23 protein-coding genes are annotated in these 21,048 nt (G+C 54.5%); 8 read left to right on the forward strand and 15 right to left on the reverse strand.

Translation table 11 applies throughout. From position 1 onward, the window contains the following. Window positions 1–350: 350 nt before the first annotated feature. The 7 genes from EL257_RS17975 to EL257_RS18000 form a co-directional block, all read right to left on the reverse strand. Entirely contained in the window at window positions 351–989 is a 639-nt protein-coding gene (locus EL257_RS17975) for a hypothetical protein (RefSeq protein ID WP_126364882.1), read from the reverse strand. A gap of 189 nt (window positions 990–1,178) precedes the next feature. Next, window positions 1,179–1,334 carry a DUF4209 domain-containing protein gene (locus EL257_RS28485; protein WP_419866630.1) on the reverse strand — a complete coding sequence of 52 codons (156 nt, stop codon included), beginning with the start codon at window positions 1,332–1,334 and terminating at the stop codon, window positions 1,179–1,181. 126 nt (window positions 1,335–1,460) lie between these two features. Beyond that, the gene (locus EL257_RS28110) at window positions 1,461–1,667 is read right to left on the reverse strand and encodes a hypothetical protein (RefSeq protein WP_232013038.1); all 207 of its coding nucleotides are present in this window, start codon (window positions 1,665–1,667) and stop codon (window positions 1,461–1,463) included. 488 nt (window positions 1,668–2,155) lie between these two features. Further along, window positions 2,156–2,434, reverse strand: a complete 279-nt coding sequence (locus tag EL257_RS17985; RefSeq protein WP_126364884.1) for a hypothetical protein — start codon at window positions 2,432–2,434, stop codon at window positions 2,156–2,158. Window positions 2,435–2,495: 61 nt separating this feature from the next. Further along, the gene (locus EL257_RS17990) at window positions 2,496–2,879 is read right to left on the reverse strand and encodes a hypothetical protein (RefSeq protein WP_126364886.1); all 384 of its coding nucleotides are present in this window, start codon (window positions 2,877–2,879) and stop codon (window positions 2,496–2,498) included. An 88-nt stretch (window positions 2,880–2,967) separates the two neighbouring features. Continuing rightward, window positions 2,968–3,414, reverse strand: a complete 447-nt coding sequence (locus EL257_RS17995; RefSeq protein WP_126364888.1) for a hypothetical protein — start codon at window positions 3,412–3,414, stop codon at window positions 2,968–2,970. Between the two features lie 55 nt (window positions 3,415–3,469). Next, the gene (locus EL257_RS18000) at window positions 3,470–3,865 is read right to left on the reverse strand and encodes a DUF6957 family protein (protein WP_172604499.1); all 396 of its coding nucleotides are present in this window, start codon (window positions 3,863–3,865) and stop codon (window positions 3,470–3,472) included. 130 nt (window positions 3,866–3,995) lie between these two features. Between EL257_RS18000 and EL257_RS18005 the strand changes: the two genes are divergently transcribed. The 3 genes from EL257_RS18005 to EL257_RS18015 all read left to right on the forward strand — a co-directional run bounded on the left by EL257_RS18005 (window position 3,996) and on the right by EL257_RS18015 (window position 6,708). Further along, a complete protein-coding gene (locus EL257_RS18005) occupies window positions 3,996–4,457 on the forward strand; it encodes a helix-turn-helix transcriptional regulator (protein ID WP_126364890.1) in 462 nt (153 codons plus the stop codon). 1,794 nt (window positions 4,458–6,251) lie between these two features. After that, entirely contained in the window at window positions 6,252–6,473 is a 222-nt protein-coding gene (locus tag EL257_RS18010; protein ID WP_126364892.1) for a hypothetical protein, read from the forward strand. A gap of 1 nt (window position 6,474) precedes the next feature. Further along, entirely contained in the window at window positions 6,475–6,708 is a 234-nt protein-coding gene (locus EL257_RS18015) for a helix-turn-helix transcriptional regulator (RefSeq protein ID WP_126364894.1), read from the forward strand. Window positions 6,709–6,737: 29 nt separating this feature from the next. On the opposite strand, the gene EL257_RS18020 is transcribed toward EL257_RS18015, so the two are convergent. Beyond that, window positions 6,738–7,868 carry a tyrosine-type recombinase/integrase gene (locus EL257_RS18020; protein ID WP_126364896.1) on the reverse strand — a complete coding sequence of 377 codons (1,131 nt, stop codon included), beginning with the start codon at window positions 7,866–7,868 and terminating at the stop codon, window positions 6,738–6,740. Window positions 7,869–8,024: 156 nt separating this feature from the next. On the opposite strand from EL257_RS18020, the gene dusA reads away from it, so the two are divergent. Continuing rightward, window positions 8,025–8,990: a tRNA dihydrouridine(20/20a) synthase DusA gene (gene dusA / locus EL257_RS18025; RefSeq protein ID WP_126364898.1), complete on the forward strand. Its 966-nt coding sequence runs from the start codon at window positions 8,025–8,027 to the stop codon at window positions 8,988–8,990. Between the two features lie 27 nt (window positions 8,991–9,017). Next, on the forward strand, window positions 9,018–9,446 hold the full coding sequence (locus EL257_RS18030) for a DUF2388 domain-containing protein (protein ID WP_126364900.1): 429 nt from the start codon (window positions 9,018–9,020) through the stop codon (window positions 9,444–9,446). Here the strand turns inward: EL257_RS18030 and EL257_RS18035 are convergent, their stop codons facing one another. Then, on the reverse strand, window positions 9,447–10,280 hold the full coding sequence (locus EL257_RS18035; RefSeq protein ID WP_126364902.1) for an undecaprenyl-diphosphate phosphatase: 834 nt from the start codon (window positions 10,278–10,280) through the stop codon (window positions 9,447–9,449). Between the two features lie 578 nt (window positions 10,281–10,858). On the opposite strand from EL257_RS18035, the gene EL257_RS18040 reads away from it, so the two are divergent. The 3 genes from EL257_RS18040 (at window position 10,859) to EL257_RS18050 (ending at window position 14,311) form a co-directional block, all read left to right on the forward strand. Further along, complete coding sequence (locus EL257_RS18040) at window positions 10,859–11,599, forward strand: winged helix-turn-helix domain-containing protein (protein WP_126364904.1); 741 nt, start codon at window positions 10,859–10,861, stop codon at window positions 11,597–11,599. 276 nt (window positions 11,600–11,875) lie between these two features. Further along, a complete protein-coding gene (locus tag EL257_RS18045) occupies window positions 11,876–12,517 on the forward strand; it encodes a winged helix-turn-helix domain-containing protein (protein WP_126364906.1) in 642 nt (213 codons plus the stop codon). 399 nt (window positions 12,518–12,916) lie between these two features. Next, complete coding sequence (locus tag EL257_RS18050) at window positions 12,917–14,311, forward strand: undecaprenyl-phosphate glucose phosphotransferase (RefSeq protein ID WP_126364908.1); 1,395 nt, start codon at window positions 12,917–12,919, stop codon at window positions 14,309–14,311. 471 nt (window positions 14,312–14,782) lie between these two features. Here EL257_RS18050 and EL257_RS18055 read toward each other — a convergent pair whose 3' ends face one another. The 6 genes from EL257_RS18055 to galE all read right to left on the reverse strand — a co-directional run bounded on the left by EL257_RS18055 (window position 14,783) and on the right by galE (window position 20,983). Then, the gene (locus tag EL257_RS18055) at window positions 14,783–16,861 is read right to left on the reverse strand and encodes a YjbH domain-containing protein (RefSeq protein ID WP_126364910.1); all 2,079 of its coding nucleotides are present in this window, start codon (window positions 16,859–16,861) and stop codon (window positions 14,783–14,785) included. Further along, window positions 16,858–17,616 (reverse strand): capsule biosynthesis GfcC family protein, encoded by a 759-nt coding sequence (locus tag EL257_RS18060; protein WP_126364912.1) that lies wholly within the window; start codon window positions 17,614–17,616, stop codon window positions 16,858–16,860. The genes EL257_RS18055 and EL257_RS18060 overlap by 4 nt, the downstream gene beginning before the upstream one ends. Then, entirely contained in the window at window positions 17,616–18,281 is a 666-nt protein-coding gene (locus EL257_RS18065; RefSeq protein ID WP_126364914.1) for a YjbF family lipoprotein, read from the reverse strand. The genes EL257_RS18060 and EL257_RS18065 overlap by 1 nt, the downstream gene beginning before the upstream one ends. A gap of 11 nt (window positions 18,282–18,292) precedes the next feature. After that, on the reverse strand, window positions 18,293–19,354 hold the full coding sequence (locus EL257_RS18070; RefSeq protein ID WP_126364916.1) for a polysaccharide biosynthesis/export family protein: 1,062 nt from the start codon (window positions 19,352–19,354) through the stop codon (window positions 18,293–18,295). Window positions 19,355–19,498: 144 nt separating this feature from the next. Then, window positions 19,499–19,735 (reverse strand): hypothetical protein, encoded by a 237-nt coding sequence (locus EL257_RS18075; protein WP_016775457.1) that lies wholly within the window; start codon window positions 19,733–19,735, stop codon window positions 19,499–19,501. 231 nt (window positions 19,736–19,966) lie between these two features. Continuing rightward, window positions 19,967–20,983 carry a UDP-glucose 4-epimerase GalE gene (galE, locus tag EL257_RS18080; RefSeq protein WP_126364918.1) on the reverse strand — a complete coding sequence of 339 codons (1,017 nt, stop codon included), beginning with the start codon at window positions 20,981–20,983 and terminating at the stop codon, window positions 19,967–19,969. Window positions 20,984–21,048: the final 65 nt, after the last annotated feature.

Below are 21,048 nucleotides of genomic sequence, written 5' to 3' on the forward strand. Positions count from 1 at the left end.
AAATTCCGGAATGTGTCGCTGTGCTGGGCGTTTTGTCGTTAGCGAATAACCGGGAAATCCGGATGCCGATAGCAGAATGTTGAGGCGGGTGGGACGTTCTCTTTTTCAAGCCGACCAGAGCTTCGGCGGAGAGCCGAAGCCGATCGTATCCGAGGGGGTGATGCCCGACAAGACCTTAAATGAACGATGAAAACCAGAACCTAACGACTGCTCGTCGCCCCAGGCGCCGGTGTCGCCTGCGGTGCTAGTGTCTCTCGGCAGCTGATTAGCGCTTGGCGGTGACCTAAGCCTCGCCAAGCCCGCCGCAAGGCTCCGCGTTGTCTCGACCAACCAATCCGCCTGGGCCGCATTTACGGGGCGTACTGAGCAATCGTCCGTTCGATGTGGGCATCGGCCAGCCGATAGATATTCAACAGTTCAGCGTCAAAGGCCTGTGCTATCTCTTTCAAGGTTGGAGAGTCACCCACTCGGTCAAACGTGCGTCTTAGGCGGGATTTCACCTTCTCGTAGATTCTGCCAAGCACCTGGTCGCTTTCCAGATACCTTCGCAAGCTAGAAAGCTTGTAAGGATCAATAAATCTAGCTGCCGCATCCTGAACCATCACCTCGTATTTCGACATATCTACCGAAAACGCGGCGTCAGTGTAAAAATGGTAGGCACACGCCTTCCTGATGCGCTCATCGTGCTCATAACTTTCCTGCTGCTGCTCATGATGCTCGCGGTCAGCCTCCTCCTCTGCTGCTTCGTTATCGCGAATCATGCTCTCGACCTGCATCTCGGCTTTCGACGCCAATGCAAGCAGATCGAGATCGTCTTCTTGGTAGGCTACCTGCTTCAGGAACGTCGCTATCCCCATCACCTTGTACTCCAAGAAAAAGTTGTAATCCGAACAGGGATCGAAATCCGAACAACGGTCGCGTTCTGTATCCTGCTGTGCTTCGAGCCGACCCATCCACGACTGCAAATGGGCTTTGAGTGCAGCTTTCATCAACGTCCTCTTTAAATCTGAAAGTCAAACCCGGTAGCAGGGTTTGATCGACACGGTGCCGATCACTTGCCCCTGGAACAAGAAATAAAGGGTAGAGGTGCAATCGTTTTGCCCCTCCACGCGTGTAGCTGTTGCTTCACATCGCGGATCTGCCTGCAGCATGCGACAGAACCATCGACTTGGGCAGCGCTACGCCCTGGGTACCGTCTCCCAAAATGGCCCTGAGATGTACTTGAGCATGAACCACCAGGCGTAGACGACCGACTCTGAATAGAACTGATCGTTGTCAAGTAGCCCATGCGCAAAGGTGTTCCTGAGGTTCGGGCCATACAGGCTGCAGAACACAGCTTTTGATTTCAAAAGCTACGTCAGGCCAAGCAGTTCGGTGACACCTTCGACATCCATTAGGGTGCTCAATCCATTTTCGGTAACGATGCCGTCAGATCTGGACGTCGAAGTGTTGAGACCGGCTTACTTCATTCGGTCTCGAATGATTGCTTCCATCTGCGGTATGAGGAAATGAGCTGCCATACCAAAGTCCCCAACGAATCCCCAGTACAACCCCTTACCGATCATCTGCGCTCGATTTGGAGGAACGAGAGCCGATGCCTTGGCCAGCTCAACCATGTCGATCTCTTTCACACAGTGCGCTTCTGAAATGATCGCAAGCGCCAGCAAAACTCCTCCCTTACCGTAACCTTGATGAAATGCATGTGTTCGCTGACCATCTTGGCCTGGATTGTATATTTATCCTCCTCAGTTAGTTCGCCGCCGAAGGACAGCGGAGGTCGTTTCGCAATCACTCTGCCAGTCTCATCTAAGAAGGCTGCCTCCGTCGGGGAGCGCAATATCCCTGTACGTAGTGACCCTATCGCTGCCTGCCGGGATTCGGCAAGAGAGCAAAACGGGTACATATTTGCGAGGTTATAAAGGGCGGTACCAAAGGACTGGCCTTCGATAAGGTGTTTGGTACGGTCAACCAGGCTTGTAATATCTGTCCGAGTTGAGAGCTTGTGCATCTGCTCCACCACGCGGGCACCCGCCACACGCAGGGGCTTGGTATACGACAGCCGTCCCCGTAGGGGCACGCAATGAACTGTCGGTAACCGACTTAACGTCAGAGTCGCATTCATTTGTAGCGATCGAGGCTTATCGAAAACGCCCAGTCAAAAGTCCTGCTTCTCCTGCATCAGTTCAACGTCACCCAGTGATCCCAAGTGAATTCGTCGACAAGGTAGCTCTACAAGGAGACCTTGCTCAACAAGCACCCGAGGAACCTCCCAAAGCAATCCGGTGAGCTCCCACGTTTCCCCAACAGCAGATACTGTCTTGGCAACGAATGCGCCAAGGTCGAAATCCTGGGTGGCTACAAACGGCCCTTTCCGGCTGTACGACTCAAAGATTCCGGAAGAAATGGAGACTACATCACCTTTTTTCAGGAGCATCACCCCACCTCGAATCAGGACTTGTAGCAACCAGAGAAACCGTCAACGCGCTGCTTAACCATCACTGTAAGATTGGAGGGGTCGGATGGTACTGCCCCTGAGCAAGACGCAAATAATCACGCAAGCTAGCGCGCCCATTTTCACGCTGAAAAGTTACTAAGACATACCGGGAGTTTTCTGTAGTCAAAATCCAGAAGCGCCCTTCGCGCTCAGCCTTCAAGACGTCAGAGGTGCGGATCAAATGACCATCGCCAAACCGTCCGTACTGGTCTTTGCGCTTGTGGCCAAACACCACACCGATGCCAGCACGCGCGCTAATGGATACTCCGCAAAGGTACGCAGTGACCGGTATGTCAAAACCCTGATCCTGGGCTTTTATGATCCGCGCAAGATCGAAATCTGTATGGCGTTTTCCGTGGAAATTGACGTCTATCGTATCCAGCATATCTGCGCTCCGGTTGCGGTCTGTATGGAGTTATCAGGAATTGCACACGCACCAAGGCGCGCTGGTATCGGGGGATTACTGGTCAAATTCAGGCTGATCGAATCATGCTTGAGAGAAAGACGGGCCTCAGGTTGGTCAGTGCCTCGATCTTAAAGTCTTGCTGATGTGAGGTGTGATACACCGCTCCCTTAGCCACTTCAAATAAGCAGACTTCAGAACCTGTTCTGTCCTCGCCTGCGGTTACTTTGATTAGCCGCTCCATTTGCCATCCTTCCGTCTTGTTCATCCAAGACGGCGTCACAGCCATAATTTCGGTGATGGCTAAATCGGGCCCCTGGCCCACCAGAATTTCTTGAAGCTGGCGCGTATCGTCAATCATCACCGTAAACGCGCTGTGCCGACCGTCGTTTTCAACGCTAAGGGTTAAGTGATACCAAGGCGTTCGGAGCAGCCTTGACACTCCCCGCCAATGGGACACGCCATCGCCGAACAATCCTGGGACGCCTATGAGGTCGCCGTCTATGGTTCTGAACATTTATCGCCTCAAGCTGCTGGTGTATGTCAGTTGGCCAACAGAAACCGGTTGGTAATCAGAAAAGGGAAAATATTGCTTCGATGGAAGTAGACTTGCGATGACCGGGCCCGAGCAACACGTAGACGGAATTACGTGTGACGAACAGGAAGCCCTCTTCGAAGGTCGTACCCATACTTGAGCGCACCCAATGACCTGGCTCGAAACGGCGCTGCTCGTCATCCACAACTTTGTGCGCAAACATGAACATTGGCTGACAACCAGAGGCGGCGACCTTTGCTCGCTCTTCGTCGGTGATGATGGCATCCAAGATGATCCACTCTTCGACGGCGCACAGGGGCATCCATTTGTGGCGCTTTCTGGCCAAAGCGATGGCTTCGTCAACGGGGAGTTCGGAGCCCATTAAACCGACCCCAGAATCACCCAGCAGACCGTCTCCGATGATCACACCCACGGCCCAAACCCTCTCTGTCAATATCCAATAATTAGTAACTGAGGCATAATACCGCCACAGCCACCAATATATCTGTTTGTGTGGCGGCAGGCAAATGCGACATACCGTCTCCTTTTATCGGGATAGTGAAATGTCGCTGCGCAAATCTTATGCAGCAGTAGTTCAACTGCTTCGCACTCAGAAAGGTCTATCTCAGGCAGGTCTTTCGGGCCCTGTCACGCAAACGCACGTGAGCGAGCTAGAGCAAGGAAAAAGCTCAGCGACTGTCGATATGACTGCCCGTCTCGCCTTAGCGCTGAACGTAGAGCCGATCACGTTGCTGGCGCTCACTGTTGCATCCCATGAAAAACGCTCAATGCGCGAAATTCTTCTAGCGTCGTTAGCTGAGGCTGAGGCGCTAGGCCTGGCTGATAGAACGCTTCCAACCGAACCGAAAGCTATTAATCCGCCTCGAGAGTTGGAGGCTCAGAGGAAATGGTTGGCCGTGCAGGAGCTTAAGACGAGAGGGCTTAGCCAGAGTGATGCCGCGAGACAACTAGGGCTGCCGGAATCGACGTTGCGCCGGTTGTGGCATCAACCACCAAAGGACTGAATATCAGTCCCGTTAGCGGAAATAGCCTTCCATTTTTCACCACTGATCAATTCCGCGATTTGCTTGGACGTGCCTGCGTCGTATTTCATACCTTGCTCCGCTTGACAGGCCAATCCAGATTGCTGAGTTCAGCATCCGTGGACTAACGCAAAAACATCTCTCAGAGGGTCGCAAAACCACTTCCTAGGAAAGCGGCATTCAGCTCTTCCTAGCAGACAGAATTGCACTTCAGCGACTGAGATCGCGATGGGCTCACGGAGATTGATACCGGAGGGCGGCGCGAGCCTCGATGGCTGATCGATAGCAGCAGAAAGGAAGTCCGGAAGTGATGTGGGTTGAGGCACTTAGCACTAATGACCGCTCAAATACCTTCCCTGATGTGACAGCTCATAACCGATGTTAGACCTCCCAAAATTTTCAGACGGAGCTATCCCTGAAAATTTCTGGCTTTTTTGCTTCTCTTTGAAGCCAAAAAATAGCAGCGCCTTACGGCGCAAAGAGGCGACATCTCACTGCCCTACGGGCCTACGTCCAACACAGCAGTTGAAGCTGTGCAACAGCCATCATTTAAAAATAGACAGGGAAAACAGCCCAAAAACCAATGCAAAGGCAAAGCAATCGAGTCGATTGCCTCAAAAGCCTGTGGAAAAACCAAAGAAGCGAAGCTGTCGGGATCGATGCTTTTCTTTTGTCCTCAAATATAACATCTCCGGTTTAAAAAAATGATTTCAAGGGGGGTAGCGAAAATATATTTTTGATCAGCGTCGATCTAGCTCTATGTCGCCCAGGGAAAACCAAGCCGTGGTAAGAATCCAGAAGGCATTCAGGGCGCAACGTCCCGCCCTTCCGCTCGAGCAGTTGGATCACTCAACCGAGCAATCCATGTCGTCAGAGCCAAGCAGATGTCCCGGTCGGCATACTCTGAAGCGAGCTTGGTGGAAACCCGGATGCTCCTCAGATTGAAGAGATCGCACCGGGGGTGCGTGAGCGCATCATTAAGCATTTTCGCGACGGAGTTAAAAGTGCCTGGATGGTATGTGCACTTCACCCGGATTCCACCCTATTCACCTTGACAACATCTCGGCTACGGACTGCACCAGTGGCGGACATGACCCGGTGGCAATTATTCCGCGCAGGAGGACGTCACATTCATTGATTATCGCTCCGTCCCCCAAAGCAGATGGACTTGTAACGGAGCAGTTGCAAAAGCTCGAACACGCCTGTCCAACCTGAGCACGGCCTCTCAAGGTAACAATTTCATTGGGGTGTGGTAATTGCCCAACAGCAATAAATACCACCAAGCCCGCTCGAGATAATATTGCGCAAGCCACAAAAGCTCACATACGATAGCTTATCGAATTAGTTGAAGCGGAAGGCCATAAAGCCTTAGCCAGAATTAAACAACCCTCCCCAGAACTAATGGATTCCACATATTGAACGAAATCGCTGACTTGCATTTGACAACCATCCACACACATTAAAGAAATACAGCATAAGAAGTAGCACTTCAAAATTTACTTTCGTTTTATTCTGGGAACCCCCTAGTCTGCGCTACCGTTCTCCGGCGATTCTTTATACAAATGGCCTTTTATCTAAGACTACCAAAATATACTTTTAGCATACTCTGGTTAACGGTATTCCCTACGTAGACTGTTCAAAAAATTTGCCCTGAGCCTTGACGGCGTCTGGAAAAACATATTCTATATATTGACAAACCAACGGTACGACACCGGTTTTTTTGAGAGCTCAGGGAGCACTGACGGTCATGATGGCGGGTGCTTTCGGGACAGAAAAATGCAAAAAGGCATCGCGCAGGAAGTGGGTTTTCTGACTGAAGATGACGTAGCCCACCTGTATTACGTGAGCAAATCTACCCTCGACAACTGGAGAAGGAATGTTTCCGGCCCGGCTTATGCCTATGCGGAGAATGGCTTTTTCTATCCTGTCGGTGGGGTGAGTACGTTCCTGATGTCTAGGCTGAAGGGTTTTGGGTTCACTCATGGTGGAGCGGTCTGACATGAGCGACATCAGAAGCAAAATGGCCGGCGAGATCAATTGCTACACAGCAGAGGACATCAGTGAGTTGGCGAAGGTCAACCTTGATACCTTGGCATACTGGAGAAAACACGGCAAAGGCCCGAAACCTATCCGATTTGGCTCAGCTTACTTGTATCCAAAGAACGCCGTGATGGATTTCATCGGTAGTCTGATAGAAACCGATTCGGACGAATTCCTAAGAAAGTGCATGTGATAGAAAGGGGCCAGCTGGCCCCTTTTTTATTACGCTTGCGCCCCCCTAAGCTCACCCATTTGCTGAACGAGCCAGGCGACCTGATCGTTCAGGTTCACAGCATCTTGCTTCTTAATATTCAACGACGCATAGGCAGCATGAACGTCTGAGGGATTTACGTGAGTGTAGCGCTTTAGAGTTTGCCAATCACGGTGGCCACTCATCAGGGCTACTTGAGGGACGTTTAGTCCAATGCTGAAGAAGTCAGTAATCGCCTTATGTCTCAAGTCATGGAAGCGAACCGGGCGGAGGACAGCTGCCTCCGAACGCGCACGAGTGAATGCGGTACAGACAGACTTCGGATTATAGGGAAATATACAACCAGACTGGCGACTTCCGATAAACTTCTCAACGAGATCCCACGCGGAAGGCAGAAGTGGAACGGTCTCATCGTTACCTACCTTTTCTTCTGGGTGTTTCCTGTCGCGGATAATCACCGTTTTATTTTCTCGATCTAGATCCTCTATTCGAATTCTGCAAATTTCTGCTTGCCTCATCGATGTATAAAGACCAAACCTGATCACTTGGGGCATATCGATGATCTGTCTCTTCTTAGCCCCAAATACTTCAATAATCGCGTCAATTTCTACCTGGTTTGGTACGCACTTGACTTCACGGCTTTTGATCCGAAGCTTATGATCTACCTTGATCCTTTTGCGTGCTTTGTCTGCAAGCTCTCCGTCAATATCAATGTGCTTAGTGTCACAGCAGTAGCGCAGTACCGACGAAAGGAGCGACAGATGTCCAGCAATAGTCTGCCCCTGAACACCCTTCTTTTTCTTTGACTCAATGAAGGAATCGAGGTGAGACCGGGAGAGTTTTTGGAGCCCGATTGTGCCGAAAGTCTTCTTCAGCGACTTGTAGATGAACAGAGCACTACGCTGCAGCGGGCGACCAGGCTGTATGTAATCGAGATATTCGTCGATATAATGCGCCACAGTCGTGCCCTCAGGAGCAGAGGTCTTCCCGGTCGCTTTGATCTCTTCGAGCTGACGCTCCTTTTCCGCTGCGAATTTTTTCGCGAGCTTTTCACTGGCGAACGTACCGCTAATCGCCTTATGACCTTTTACTCTGATGAGTGCTCGAAATTTACCACTCGGAAGACGCTGAATCGAAGCCATGCTCGTGTTCACTCAATGTTCATTAACCCGTACCCGATGCATACTTTTTTTGCACACGGCGTGTACCCCAGGTGTACCAAAACCACCATTTTGGCCCTGAAATGTACACGAACCATAGCATAAAAAACTGCTGAAGACCTTTAGATACAAGGCCTTATGAATCGTAAATTTTCTGTAGCACCCATGATGGACTGGACGGACCGCCATTGCCGTTTCTTCCTACGTCTCCTGTCGAAGAACGCCCTGCTCTACACCGAAATGGTCACCACCGGCGCGCTTCTCAACGGCGATCACGAGCGTTTCCTCCGTCACAACGAAGCCGAGCACCCTCTCGCTTTGCAACTCGGCGGTAGTGTTCCGTTGGATCTGGCCGCCTGCGCGCGCATGGCCGAGGATCACGGCTACGACGAGGTGAACCTGAACGTCGGCTGCCCAAGTGATCGTGTGCAGAACAACATGATCGGCGCGTGCCTGATGGGTCATCCGCAACTGGTGGCGGATTGTGTGAAGGCGATGCGTGATGCGGTGTCGATTCCGGTGACGGTGAAGCATCGGATCGGCATCAACGGGCGGGACAGTTACGACGAGTTATGTGATTTCGTCGGCACGGTGCGGGATGCCGGGTGTACGAGTTTTACCGTGCATGCGCGGATTGCGATTCTGGAGGGGTTGTCACCGAAGGAAAACCGCGACATTCCGCCGTTGCGCTATGACGTGGCGGCACAGCTGAAGACGGATTTTCCTGAGTTGGAGATTGTGCTCAACGGCGGGATCAAGACGATGGAGGCCTGCCATGAGCATTTGCAGACGTTCGACGGTGTGATGCTGGGGCGTGAGGCTTATCACAATCCGTATTTGCTGGCGGAGGTGGATCAGCAGTTGTTCGGCAGTTCGGCGCCGGTGATCAGTCGGGCTGAGGCGTTGGCGCAGTTGCGTCCTTATATAGCCGAGCATTTATTGGCCGGTGGCGCGATGCATCACATCACGCGGCATGTGCTGGGCTTGGGGACGGGTTTCCCGGGGGCGCGCAAATTCCGTCAGTTGTTGTCGGTGGATATTCACAAGGCCAAAGATCCGCTGGCGTTGCTGGATCAGGCGGCTGAGTTGCTTGAAGGCCGTTGATTGATGGTTTGAGTGTGCGGGCGACGCATGAGCGTTGCCCGCCGTTTAGTTGTACTGACAGGATGTCTCTTGATTATGCGCCCCCTTAAACGTGTTCTATCCAATCGCTTCACCCTCCTCGCTTTATGCTCGACGGTTTCCTCCAGCGTCTTCGCCGACTGCAATTTTGCGCGTGGGTGTGGTGAAGGGAGCGGTAGCCCTTTTGAATCAACCCAAATGTCCGGCTTTCTGGTGTTCACGGCGACGATGGTTTCGTTCAATGGAACCTCAGACGTATCCGGACTTAAAAAACGCGCTTACTCGGTAGCGGAAGTCGAGGCGGCGCGGTATTTCCTCGCCAGCGACGGCATGCTGCAGGCCGCGTATTTCACGTCGGCCCTGCAGCGCTTCCGTCAGGATTCTCCGGATTCTGAATTAAACGATCTCGCCATTGCGGCATTGATCAGCAATCAATAATCAAGCAGCCGCAGCCGCCGTCCAGTTCACCCAGCCAAACGCCCACGTTGCCAGAATCAACAATCCAAACGCGATCCGATACCACGCGAACGCGGCGTAGCTGTGGTTGGCGATGAATTTGAGTAAGCCGCGCACGGCGACCATGGCGAAGATAAACGCGGTGACGAAGCCGAGGGCGAACACGGGCAGGTCGTTGGGTTGGAACAGGTCGCGGTATTTGTAGCCCGAGTACACGGCGGCGCCGACCATGGTCGGCATGGCGAGGAAAAATGAAAATTCGGTGGCGGCTTTGCGCGACAACCCGAAAAGCAGTCCGCCAATGATCGTCGAGCCTGAGCGCGAGGTGCCGGGAATCATCGCCAGGCATTGTACGAAACCGACCTTAAGTGCGTCAGACCAGCGCATGTCGTCGACGTGATCGACGCTGATTATATGATTGCGCTGCTCGGCCCACAGCATGACGATGCCGCCAACGACCAGCGCCACGGCGACGGTGATCGGGTTGAACAGGTATTCGTGGATTGTGTCGGCGAACAGTACGCCCAAGACCACCGCGGGCAGGAAGGCAATCAACAAGTTGAGGGTGAACCGTTGAGCGTTACGTTCAGTAGGCAAGCCTTTGATGATTTCGAAGATCTTCGGCCGAAACTCCCAGACGACGGCAAGAATGGCACCCAGTTGAATAATGATGTTGAACGCCATGGCGCGTTCGCCGCCGAATTCCAGTAAGTCGGCGACTATGATCTGATGGCCGGTGCTCGAGATTGGCAAGAACTCGGTCAGGCCTTCTACTGCACCTAATATCAACACCTGAAAAAGGGTCCAGAAATCCATTAATCCTCCGTCGGAGCGCTCTTGGTGAGCGGCCGGGTAAATAACACTCAGGGTTGAGTATCGGGAATGACATAAAAGCAAGATCAAAATATCGTCCGATCGCGGCCCGAGCCTAAGGCAGCTCCGACAGGGGAAATGCATTGATAGTGTAGGAGCTGCCGGAGGCTGCGATCTTTTGATCTTCAGGATAGGGCCAACAAAACACTACACTCAAGCCATGTTAGTAATCGTCTGCCGACGAACTACACGCAAAATATTTAGTCCTTATTACAGATAAAATTTTCTCCGCCGATAAAATGTGATCAATATCACACTATCCAGCGATGGCCATACAATGGCAAAAGGACATAAGTAAAGATATCGCAATAGACTCAAAATAGTGGCATCATTGCATATAGCCAGTATCTAGCCACTAGTTCAACGCCTCGAGAAAAGCAACTTAAAGCCTGAAAAGCTTAATTATTGTTAGAAAACTCGCGAGCCACGTCTAATTTCAGCGCAAATGTTACCAATTGTCAGTCACAGATGAGAACCGGTGCTTTAACATCCCGATGTCAGCACCTAATTCGAGTCCATGCATGATGCTCTCAGGGAACTTAGCGACTAGAAGCCCGCGCCCGACAAACGACGAACCTGGTGTTCTTACACTGGGTCGTACCCGTGGCGTGGCTGAACACTTTAAAGCGCTGGTCGCCCCGCATATTCGTACGGACATGGCGCTTGATGCCGATTCGTACGCTAGTTCATATCAGTTGAATCAACAATCTGCTTCGTATCGAGCCATCTTCCTTATTATCGATAGCCCGCAGGCACTGGAAGATAATCTTGCGCTGGTCGAAAACGTGCGCACCAGCAACTTGAACCCGATCATTTGTGCAGTTATCACCGGTCGCGGTGCTTTCAACAAAATCAAATATTATCTTGCTGGCGCTGACGCTTGTATCAAGCTCAATACTTTAACGGACGACAGCGCTGAATTGCTGGCCGAATTTTTCAACAGTGAAGAATGGCAGCGGGATACCAGGCTCACGCTTGATCCAACGCGTATCTGCTTGATCGACTCGAAGAAGAAACTCGACATCTCTTTTGCCGAGATGAAGATTCTTCAGGCGTTCGCGCAGACCGGCAATCACATTCTGAGCCACGATGAAATTGCCAGCATCATGGGCCTCAACAGCCATTTCTACGACCCTCGTGCGCTGGAAAAATCAATCAGTCGCTTGCGTGGAAAAATCAAGGACATGTATGGTACAAACGCTATTCAGAGCGTTCGCGGTTACGGCTATCGCCTGATGCGCGGCCTGATATCGACTGCCTGATCAAAGGCAGCCATCCCTTTGCATAGGTACGAAGGATCGTCTGATGCAGCCTATAGTTCCTGTTCCGCTTTATCCCGGTCGTCAATCAGGCTATTGAATGAGCGCGGCAACACGACCCATAACAATAAAACTCCATAACACAGCAGCAGATCGAGTGGAATTCATCGAGGGCCATCTTTGGGCCCGCACCCTGCCTATCGGTTACTTCCAAGGAAGTCATTGCTCGCCTGCCGATTTATCTTTTAGCCAATTTTGGTGCGTATTTAGGAGAGAGACATGGAAACCAGTACAACCCTCCCAAGGAAATATTTTGTTGTCGTGACTCCCAGCACTACGTCGCAACGCGAACTGGAGAGCATCTTGTCCAGTGAACGCTTTCATACGTTTGGTCAGGCTGAAGGTGTTGCTTCGCCCTCCTCCGCGCCAATGGTGATGGAGTTCACATATCCAGACTTTAATCGCAAGAATGTTGTGCGCAGCCTCGAACATGATACCCAGCGGATATTGGCGACTTTGGAATCTGAATGGCTCGCTGCTCAAAGCGCCAACCCTTTCCAGACTGTCCCAACGTTAAACCGTGACAACAGCGGGACACCGCCTGGCATCGAAAGCAATATGCCTGACAGCGAAACCTGGCATCTGGACAATGAACAAGGCGCCCTTGTCAAAGAGGGAATCGAGATCAGTCTTACCGGACTCGAAACCGCACTGGTGCGCAAAATGCTTAATCATGAGGAGCGTGTCGTCAGCCGGGATGATCTGATTCTCAGCATTGGCCGAGAGCCCGAACAATATCGTGGCCTGGAAATGTGCCTGAGTCGCTTGCAAGACAAGTTCAAGAATGCCAGCAACGGTGAGCGGCTGTTCCGCGCCGTGCGCAATCGTGGTTATTGCCTCATCCAGGAAGTTGTTGCGTAATATCCACCGACATCGCTGATAGACAAACAGATAAAAGTGCGACTACAACAATAACAAGAGCACTCTGTTTGGTTTCTTCTTCCCTCCCTGAATTATCTCCTGCACAAAAACCCTGCCTCCACCCTCCAACAGTAACAAATACAACGCGATCAGTTCACCCCTTCCTCTACGACCTTTTCTAACACTGTAATATTCAAATATTCAAAAGTTGGCACTGTGCCAGCTTGTTAGAACTCGTCAGACACCATTCCAGGCAATAACTTAGTCTATTGACTGACGACAGTTCGGCATATCGATGTTGTTACCTCAGGACACTCGTTACAACAAAAACAATAAGTCTGCATAACAACTCGGATTTCAACTGTTGAAACCTGAATGGACGTCTTTTGGGGATACCGTATGGATCTTTCTCTAAGTATCAATCGAAGCACAGGCCTCAAGGGACTGACCTTTTGGGGCCAATGGGCGCTGGCGCAGGGCTTCGTTGTAACGTTGCTGTTCATCCTCGCCGAGCAACACACCGGGACAGTCGCGTTCTACTACCGAATGTGCGCGACACTCGCGGTATTGGCCTCGGTGCCGGCGTATACATTCACCGGTGTTTATCGCAAGCGCGACAACTACCTGACCGGTTTGGGCCGGCTGTTCATGGGCTGGTCGATGACCATGGCCGCGCTGGCGTGCATCGCCTTCGTCTGCCAGGCCGACGAGCTGTTTTCGCGGCAGGTCATTCTGAGCTGGGCGGTGTATGGCTTCCTCGGTCAGGCGTTTCTGTACGCGCCGTTGCATGCGTTTTCCAAGTACTACCAGCGCTCGCGTAAAAGCGAGCACAAGACGCTGATTGTCGGTACCGGCGAACTGGCGCTTGGTCTGGCGAAAAAGCTCAGCCAGCTGGAAAATCTGCCGCTGGTAGGTTTGGTCAGTAATGGCGATGTGACGGCGTTGGGTTCGGACGCACCGCGGGTTGTTGGCGCTCAGGAAGAATTGCTGGAGCTGATCGAAGCGCATGACATCCGTCGTTTGTACATCACGCTGCCGCTGTGCGAAGCGGCGAAGATCGAAGCGATGTATGTCGATTTGCTCGGCGCCAACGTCGACGTGGTCTGGGTGCCGGACTTGAACAGCCTGACCCTGCTCAATCACTCGGTGAAAGTGGTGGACGGTCTGCCGGCGATTTACCTGAACGAGAGCCCGCTGACCAGTCGCCCTACCGCTGCGTTGAGCAAGAGTCTGGTTGAGAAAACGGTCGCGTTCCTGGCGATCATTGCCTTGAGTCCGATCCTGCTGATCATCGCCCTGGCGGTGAAGATCAACTCGCCGGGCCCGGTGTTCTTCAAGCAGGATCGCCACGGCTGGAATGGCAAGGTGATCAAGGTCTGGAAATTCCGCTCGATGCGTGTCCACGATGACCGTGAGGTGAAACAGGCCAGCCGCAACGATTCGCGCATTACTGCGGTCGGCCGCTTTATTCGCCGCACTTCGCTGGATGAATTGCCGCAACTGTTCAATGTCTTGCAAGGCCACATGGCACTCGTAGGGCCACGTCCGCACGCGGTTGCGCACAACCACTTCTACTCCGGAAAGATTCTCGCGTACATGGCCCGTCACCGGATTAAACCGGGGATCACCGGGCTCGCCCAGATCAGCGGATGCCGCGGCGAAACCGATACCCTCGACAAGATGCAGAAGCGTGTGGAGATTGACCTGCAATACATCAACAGTTGGTCCTTGTGGCTGGACCTGAAAATCCTGGTGAAGACGCCGTTCACACTGTTGTCGAAAGATATTTACTGAGCTTCAAAGCTGAACACCGCAAGGGGACGAAAGTCCCCTTTTTTGTGGCTGGGATTTGGGGTGCGATTCATAAATTAGTGGGAATCAGCCCCGCTGGCGATGGCGGTGGGTCAGGCAATGAAGATATCGGCTGATCTGACGCCATCGCTAGCAAGGCTAGCTCCCACAGGGGATTTGGGGCTGGCTCACGAAATGGGGGGATTGACACAAAACATTGTGGGAGCTGGCTTGCCAGCGATGGCGGTGGGTCGGGCAATATCAATGCTGAATGTGCCGGCCTCATCGCTGGCAAGCCAGCTCCCACAGGGATTCAAGGTTGGATCGGGATTTGTGGCTTGCCAAACATCCAATGTGGGAGCCAGCCCTGCTGGCGATGGCGGTGGGTCAGCAACAAAGGTGTCGGCTGACCGAAAGCAATCGCTAGCAGGGCTAGCTCCCACAAGGCATTCCGGATGACCGGGAGGCTTTAGGCTACTCCGTGATCTTCTCGAAGTTGCGATAGAACATGTCCCCTTCCCGGCTATCGGTCATCGAGTGCAACTGGAAGCTGCGGTTGAGTTTCGCGCCGCCGTCACGGGTCAGTGGGGCCCAGACCAGGTTGGCGCGGCGCATGGTCGACATGCTCATCATCTCGTCGAACGGAATGGACAGGTACAGGCCTTTGTCGAAGCTGCCTTCGCCATATTCCGCGCTGCTCGCCGTGGTGATCGTGGTCCAGGCACCGAAGCGCACGCCGTTGGAAAACTCGCGGGAGATATCCAGCGTCGCGCCCCAGTCGCCGGCCAGGTAGCGGCCGACACTGACCGCCGCCAGCGTATCGAACGGCAGATCGGTGTAACCGGTGATATGCCCGGTCACCACCGAATAATCTCGCAAGGCAAACCCCTGATCAAAATCACGCTGACGCACCCAATTGAGGTCCGCCCCGACCGACCAGCGCTCACCGGTCGGACGAAACAACACTTCAGCGCCGACGCCCGCAAACATCGATTCCAGATATCCCCCATACACCATGCCGTACAGGTCTTTATCCAACTGCTCGGCATGGCTGACCTGAAACAATGGCATGGTCGTATCAGCGGTGGTCAGGTATTGGCGCAAATCCGTGCGCACCCGGGGCAAGCCGCTCGGTGCGTCATAGGTGAACTTGTCGAAGTTGTTCACCAGATTGGTGCTGAGCAAACCGTTCCACCAGGTGTTGCGATTGAAACGATACTCAGCGTCCGCATCGGCGGTGAATTGATAGAGCAAACCGTCCGGGCCGCCGACGTTTTGCTTGAAGCCCAGCCCGACGCCGTAACTGAATGCCTGCGGCGCTTCGGTGTAGAGAGTTTTCTCATTGTGCGGCATCGCCGGATTGATCTCGGTGGTGCGGTGCAGCGACGCCAACGGTTCTTCGTTGTTGATTACCTCGCGAAAGGTCTCACGCGGCACGCTGGTCTCTTCCAGCGGCAAGTCATAACGCATGTTGACCACAGTGAACCAGTCGATGTCGTCGTTGGCGCTGTTATCAAGAATCCGGCTCGCCCTGCCGACGGCTTTGGACGAATGAAAGTAGCGCTGCTGCTCGCCATAAACGATCAGCTCGGAATCGCGCTGGGTGATGCGCTCGACTTTGTAGCCGGCATTCTGCTGCAAGCGCCGCGACACATCAGCCCAGTTGACCTGATCCATCGCCGTGGTTCGCGCCTTCGCCGGCAGCGGTTCGGGCGTCGGGTCGTAAGTCTTGGCGGGTGCCTTGCGGGTGGCGAAATTGGTGTGCAAAGTGATGCCGAACATCGCTGTATTGCCGCGCTCCCACGCGGCGCTGACGTCAACCGAATCCGCCACTTTGAACACCGCGCCGAAGTTGATCGGCGAGTCCTGCTTGATGATGTTGTCCTTCGGTTCGTGCTTGTAGTCGTTGCCTTCGAACTCGAGTTTCAGACTCAACCGATCCCACGGCGTTTGATAACTCACGCCGCCAAACAGCGACGGCTTGCCGCGGAAGTAAGAGCCCGAATTGACGTCACCGGTGCCTTCGAGGTCGGGCCGGGTATCGAAGCGATTGCTGACATAGCCCAACGGATTATTGAAATCGCCCCGATTGCCGAGATAGCCCCAGGCAATCCCGGCGCTGAAATCGAAATTATCGAAGCGCTTGTTGGCGACGAAAAACTCGCTGGAGAACAAACCGGTACCGCCAATATCTCGGAAGCCCAGCGCCACTTCCGGCGCCCAGTGGCTTTCCTGCCACAGGCGGACTTTGGCGTCGACCGCCTTGTCCTTATAGCTTTGACTGCCGCTCAGGGCCTCCGAGCCGTATGGCCGGTTGGTGATCGCGGTGTAGCGAAACGAGCCTTCGAGCCAGTCCAGCGGCTGCAACGAGACGCTGTAGCGACTGTAAGGTTCGGTGCGATTGGCGTTGACGCTCAACTCGCCGGCCGGGGCCATGCGCGCGGTTGGCGTCTGCAACAGACCGGTGCCACCGAAATCGTTCTGGGTGATGCGCGGCTCGGCATGCGCCAGACCGCAGGGGAATAACAAGACAGCTGCAAAACGTAACTTCAACGAACCACCTCGGCCAGCTGCGTGGCAATGAATTCGGCCAACTGCTGATTCAGTTCAGGTAGAGGCGGATCAAGATCATCATTTTTCAACGGCACCAGAATTCTGCTGCCGGCCACCGGAAAGTGCCCGCTCTCGCGGTTCCAGTGGGCAATGCCGACACGTTGCGAAGCGCCGTTGGGCTGAATCAGCCACAGGTAATCGGCTTCGGCATCGCTGAGAATCGAACAGCTTTGCAGGTATTCACGGGCTTCGCGCAACGGTTGATACGGCACGTGGCACGGCTCGGCGACAGCGCCGAGGATCTGCACTTCGTCGACCCGTTGCGGGTAGATCAGGCGATCGCCATCGTCGAGACGGATATTGCGCGCGAAGCCGACTTCCAGCGCAACCGGATCGAGATCGGCGATCTGCCGCCCGGTCACCGGCATCTGCCGCACCTGCTCGGCAACCCGCCGCGCCAACGCCGCGCGGCTCGGTCTGTCGAACAACAGCGCCATGCGTTGCAACACTTCAAGATCGAAGAGCACGCCGATCTTCAGTCGGGTTTGCTCCTCCAGCAGAGACTGACGCAGCAACGCCGCCGCCAGCCAGTAGCCCTCAGCGTTGGGCACGGCCACGCTGATCACGTCGAGCAAACGCCCGCCGGCTGGCAACTCGACCGGGCCGGGGTTGGCGACATCGCCCGACACCGTAACGGCCGCCTGACTGACTCCGGCGAGCAACAGCAGGCCGGCCGATAACATTTTCAGGCGCATCACGGCAGGTGCCTGTGATCGGGGGTCAGCTGCACAACCTTGACGCGCAACTGCGCCGTCAACTGCTGCTCGCTCTGCAAAATAAAACCGTCGCGCGGGTCGACCCAATAATGATTGGTCGCGCGCAGACCGATGGCCGGCGCGTCAATCTGCTCATCGACACGGAGCACGGTGTATTCCTTGTTGAGAATTTCCAGGGTCTGCGTGGCGCGGCGGGAAAAGCGACTGGTGACGCTCACCCCGACTTGCTGGCCCTTGTAGAGATCGATCCAGCGCCGCGTGGTGAAACCGTCCGCAACCTGGTGCAGGCCCGTTTTAAACGGCGAGTCATCGCTCAGGCGCGTGCCGTCGAGGTCGCCTTCCAGGCCCAGGCCGATACTGCGCACGGCGAGGCCATCGCGCAGCAGCAGCACTTGTTTGCCGGACGCGACCCAGAACTGCAGATCTTCGCGTTCACGCACCAGCGCCAGCACCCCGGAGCCGGACGGCGTGGTCAGTTTCAATTGCGGATAATTGACCCCGGCCACTTCGGCCGGCGTCACGTCCACTTCATCCGGGCCGACGACCGCTGCCTTGAGGTTGTTCAACGAAGCGCTCATCAATGGGTTGCAGCCGCACAGCAACGAGGCCGCGATCAGGCACAGGCCAACTTTCAGAATGTTCAAAGTCGGCGGCCTTATTTGCTGTTGTTACTGTATTCGCTCCAGTTCTTCGCAGCGGAAGCGCCCGTGCCGACCAGTGACGCCGATGGCACCAACTGACTGATCAAGCGGTTCCAGCGAGTCACGTTGGCCGGCCCGACGTATACAACGTCTTGCGGGCGAACTTCGAAGTGCGAGGCCAGCGCCATGGCGGTCGGCGATTCGGCTTGCAACTGGTAGATCTTCGCCGGCTCGACGTCGAGGTTTTCCACGCCGCGAATGACGTACACCGCGTTGCCGTTGGAGGTGGTCTGGCTCAGGCCGCCGACCGAACCGAGGACATCGGTGAGATTCATCGTCGCGGTCTTGAAACTCAGCGCACGGGGCTGGTTGACCTCGCCCATCACATAGATGCGCTTGTTGTCGTTGTACGGCAGATACAACTGATCGCCGCCCTTGAGGTAGACACTCTGCAACTCGGCATCCTGCTGATTGAGCGAGTCGAGATTGAGCGGATAAGTGCGACCGTTGCGCGTCAGCAGCAGCCCGGACAGATCCGCGTTGTTGGTGTCGATGCCGGCGGAGCCCAGCGCTTCGACCACACTCAACGGATTGGTGGAAATCGCTTGCGGGCCGGCCTTGGCCACTGCGCCAGTGACCACCACTTTCTGACTGGCGAAACGCAACACCGCGACATCCACCTGCGGCTCGGCGATGAACGCCGACAGCCGCTGTTCGATGTCCGAGCGCAGTTGCTGGATCGTCCGGCCGGCGGCCTGGACTTCCTTGATGAACGGGTAATAAAGCGTGCCGTCGGAGCGCACCAGTCGACCGTTGGCATCGATCTGTTGTTGCGCACCGGAGGGGGCCGTCAGCTCCGGGTGATCCCACACGGTGATGTACAGCACATCATTGTTGCCGATGCGGTACTCGGCCGGAGTCGCCAACAGCTCCGCCGGCAACGACTCACGCTTTTGCGTCGAGCGGTTCATGGCGATCAGCTTCGGCGTGATCGGAATCAGCTCGACGCGGCTGCTTTCACTAGCGCCCTGGCGGGTGATGTCGGTGGTGCTGAGGTATTGACCGGGGGAAAACATGCAACCTTGCAAAGCGAGACTTGCCAACATTAAAAGATAAACACTACGAGTCATAATGGCACTACGCTATTCAAGGGCGAATCCAAAAACAAAGTCACCCGACTTGCGTCGGGCGACCCTGTACTGCACTAACAGAACTTCCTGTTAGTTATGCGTGCCGGTTGTACCGGTGGTACCCGTCGTACCGGTGGTACCGCCGTTGGCACTGCCACCGCTGTTGGACGCCGCTACAGCACTGGCAACCATTGCAGTACTGGCTGCGGGCGCTTGAGAAGCCGCCACACTGCCACCTACATTGGTTACCGCTGTCAACGGCGCTTCAGCGGCGGCAGCCCAGTTGCTCAACATCGTCAACAGGGCAACTGCCATCACTTTTTTCATATCAACTCCTTTCTAACATTCGACCTGTTAAAAAACCGATCTGTGTTAGCGGTGGTAGCGTTCAAGTCCGCAAAAAGCGCGAACAAGTTCCGTCGTTCTTTCACAGTCTTACCCAACTGATGAAAGTCGAACGGCAGGTTTATATCTACGGACTTGCAAATGGCATTGCCAGTGTAATTTCCCGACGTAATCTAACAACCTGACTGAAAATAACATTTAGCTAAATGGCCATCATCGCAAGTAACCGTTGGGATGATTCGACTGCCAGCGCCAGGTGTCGGTGAGCATGTCCTGCAAGTTGCGTGTGGCTTTCCAGCCGAGTTCTTTCGCCGCTTTCGACGCATCGGCGAAACTTTCGGCAATATCACCGGCTCGACGCGGCATCATCCGGTACGGCACCGGACGCCCGCTGGCCTGTTCGAAGGCATGCAGCACTTGCAGAACGCTGTAGCCATCACCGGTGCCGAGGTTCCAGGTGTGAATGCCGCTGCGCTCGCTGATCGATTGCAAGGCCTTCAAATGCCCGTCCGCCAGATCGACGACGTGGATGTAATCGCGCACTCCGGTGCCATCGACCGTGGGGTAATCGTTGCCGAAAATCGACAGCTCGCGCAGGCTGCCGACCGCCACCTGACTGATGTAAGGCACCAGATTGTTGGGAATGCCGTTGGGGTCTTCGCCCATGTGCCCGCTGGCGTGGGCGCCGATCGGGTTGAAGTAGCGCAGCAGCGCGATGCTCCAGCGCGGCTCGGCCAGGCTCAGGTCACGCAGCACGTTTTCGACGATCAGCTTCGACTGGCCGTAGGGATTAGTCGGATTGCCTGTCGGAAAATCCTCGCGGATCGGCATTTCATCCGGTTCGCCGTACACCGTGGCCGAAGAGCTGAAGACCAGGCGGAACACGCCCGCCGCCGCCATCGCCTGACACAGCGTGACGCTGCCGCCGACATTGGTTTCGTAATAGTCCAGCGGCTTGCGCACGCTCTCGCCCACCGCCTTCAGCCCGGCAAAATGCAGCACGGCTTCGATGTGATGTTCGCGGAAAATCCGGTCCAGCAATGCGCGGTCGCAGACATCGCCGCGAATCATCCAGGCGCTCTTGCCGCAAATCGCTTCGACGGCGTGAAGTGCTGCATCGCTGCTGTTGCAAAGATTATCCAGAACGACAACTTCATAACCTGCTTCAAGCAATGCAAGTGTGGTATGCGAGCCGATATAGCCGGCGCCCCCGGTTACCAGAATCTTCATAGCGCGGTCCGTTATTGAATAAGTACCCGTTAGCGTGTCAAGCCTGGCTTAATGGATATGTGCGG

The sequence above is a fragment of the Pseudomonas fluorescens genome, from assembly GCF_900636825.1.
In the GTDB taxonomy this organism is placed as follows: Bacteria; Pseudomonadota; Gammaproteobacteria; order Pseudomonadales; family Pseudomonadaceae; genus Aquipseudomonas; species Aquipseudomonas fluorescens_BG.

Excerpts from the sequence above, each read along its gene's own strand:
- EL257_RS18040 (WP_126364904.1), top strand. The coding sequence starts at position 10,859 with ATGATGCTCTCAGGGAACTTAGCGACTAGAAGCCCGCGCCCGACAAAC.
- EL257_RS18030 (WP_126364900.1), top strand. The coding sequence starts at position 9,018 with ATGAGCGTTGCCCGCCGTTTAGTTGTACTGACAGGATGTCTCTTGATT.
- EL257_RS18020 (WP_126364896.1), bottom strand. The coding sequence starts at position 7,868 with ATGGCTTCGATTCAGCGTCTTCCGAGTGGTAAATTTCGAGCACTCATC.
- EL257_RS18015 (WP_126364894.1), top strand. The coding sequence starts at position 6,475 with ATGAGCGACATCAGAAGCAAAATGGCCGGCGAGATCAATTGCTACACA.
- EL257_RS18035 (WP_126364902.1), bottom strand. The coding sequence starts at position 10,280 with ATGGATTTCTGGACCCTTTTTCAGGTGTTGATATTAGGTGCAGTAGAA.
- EL257_RS18045 (WP_126364906.1), top strand. The coding sequence starts at position 11,876 with ATGGAAACCAGTACAACCCTCCCAAGGAAATATTTTGTTGTCGTGACT.
- EL257_RS18060 (WP_126364912.1), bottom strand. The coding sequence starts at position 17,616 with ATGCGCCTGAAAATGTTATCGGCCGGCCTGCTGTTGCTCGCCGGAGTC.
- galE (WP_126364918.1), bottom strand. The coding sequence starts at position 20,983 with ATGAAGATTCTGGTAACCGGGGGCGCCGGCTATATCGGCTCGCATACC.
- EL257_RS17975 (WP_126364882.1), bottom strand. The coding sequence starts at position 989 with ATGAAAGCTGCACTCAAAGCCCATTTGCAGTCGTGGATGGGTCGGCTC.
- EL257_RS17985 (WP_126364884.1), bottom strand. The coding sequence starts at position 2,434 with ATGCTCCTGAAAAAAGGTGATGTAGTCTCCATTTCTTCCGGAATCTTT.
- EL257_RS18005 (WP_126364890.1), top strand. The coding sequence starts at position 3,996 with ATGTCGCTGCGCAAATCTTATGCAGCAGTAGTTCAACTGCTTCGCACT.
- dusA (WP_126364898.1), top strand. The coding sequence starts at position 8,025 with ATGAATCGTAAATTTTCTGTAGCACCCATGATGGACTGGACGGACCGC.
- EL257_RS18050 (WP_126364908.1), top strand. The coding sequence starts at position 12,917 with ATGGATCTTTCTCTAAGTATCAATCGAAGCACAGGCCTCAAGGGACTG.
- EL257_RS18070 (WP_126364916.1), bottom strand. The coding sequence starts at position 19,354 with ATGTTTTCCCCCGGTCAATACCTCAGCACCACCGACATCACCCGCCAG.
- EL257_RS17995 (WP_126364888.1), bottom strand. The coding sequence starts at position 3,414 with ATGTTCAGAACCATAGACGGCGACCTCATAGGCGTCCCAGGATTGTTC.
- EL257_RS17990 (WP_126364886.1), bottom strand. The coding sequence starts at position 2,879 with ATGCTGGATACGATAGACGTCAATTTCCACGGAAAACGCCATACAGAT.
- EL257_RS18075 (WP_016775457.1), bottom strand. The coding sequence starts at position 19,735 with ATGAAAAAAGTGATGGCAGTTGCCCTGTTGACGATGTTGAGCAACTGG.
- EL257_RS18010 (WP_126364892.1), top strand. The coding sequence starts at position 6,252 with ATGCAAAAAGGCATCGCGCAGGAAGTGGGTTTTCTGACTGAAGATGAC.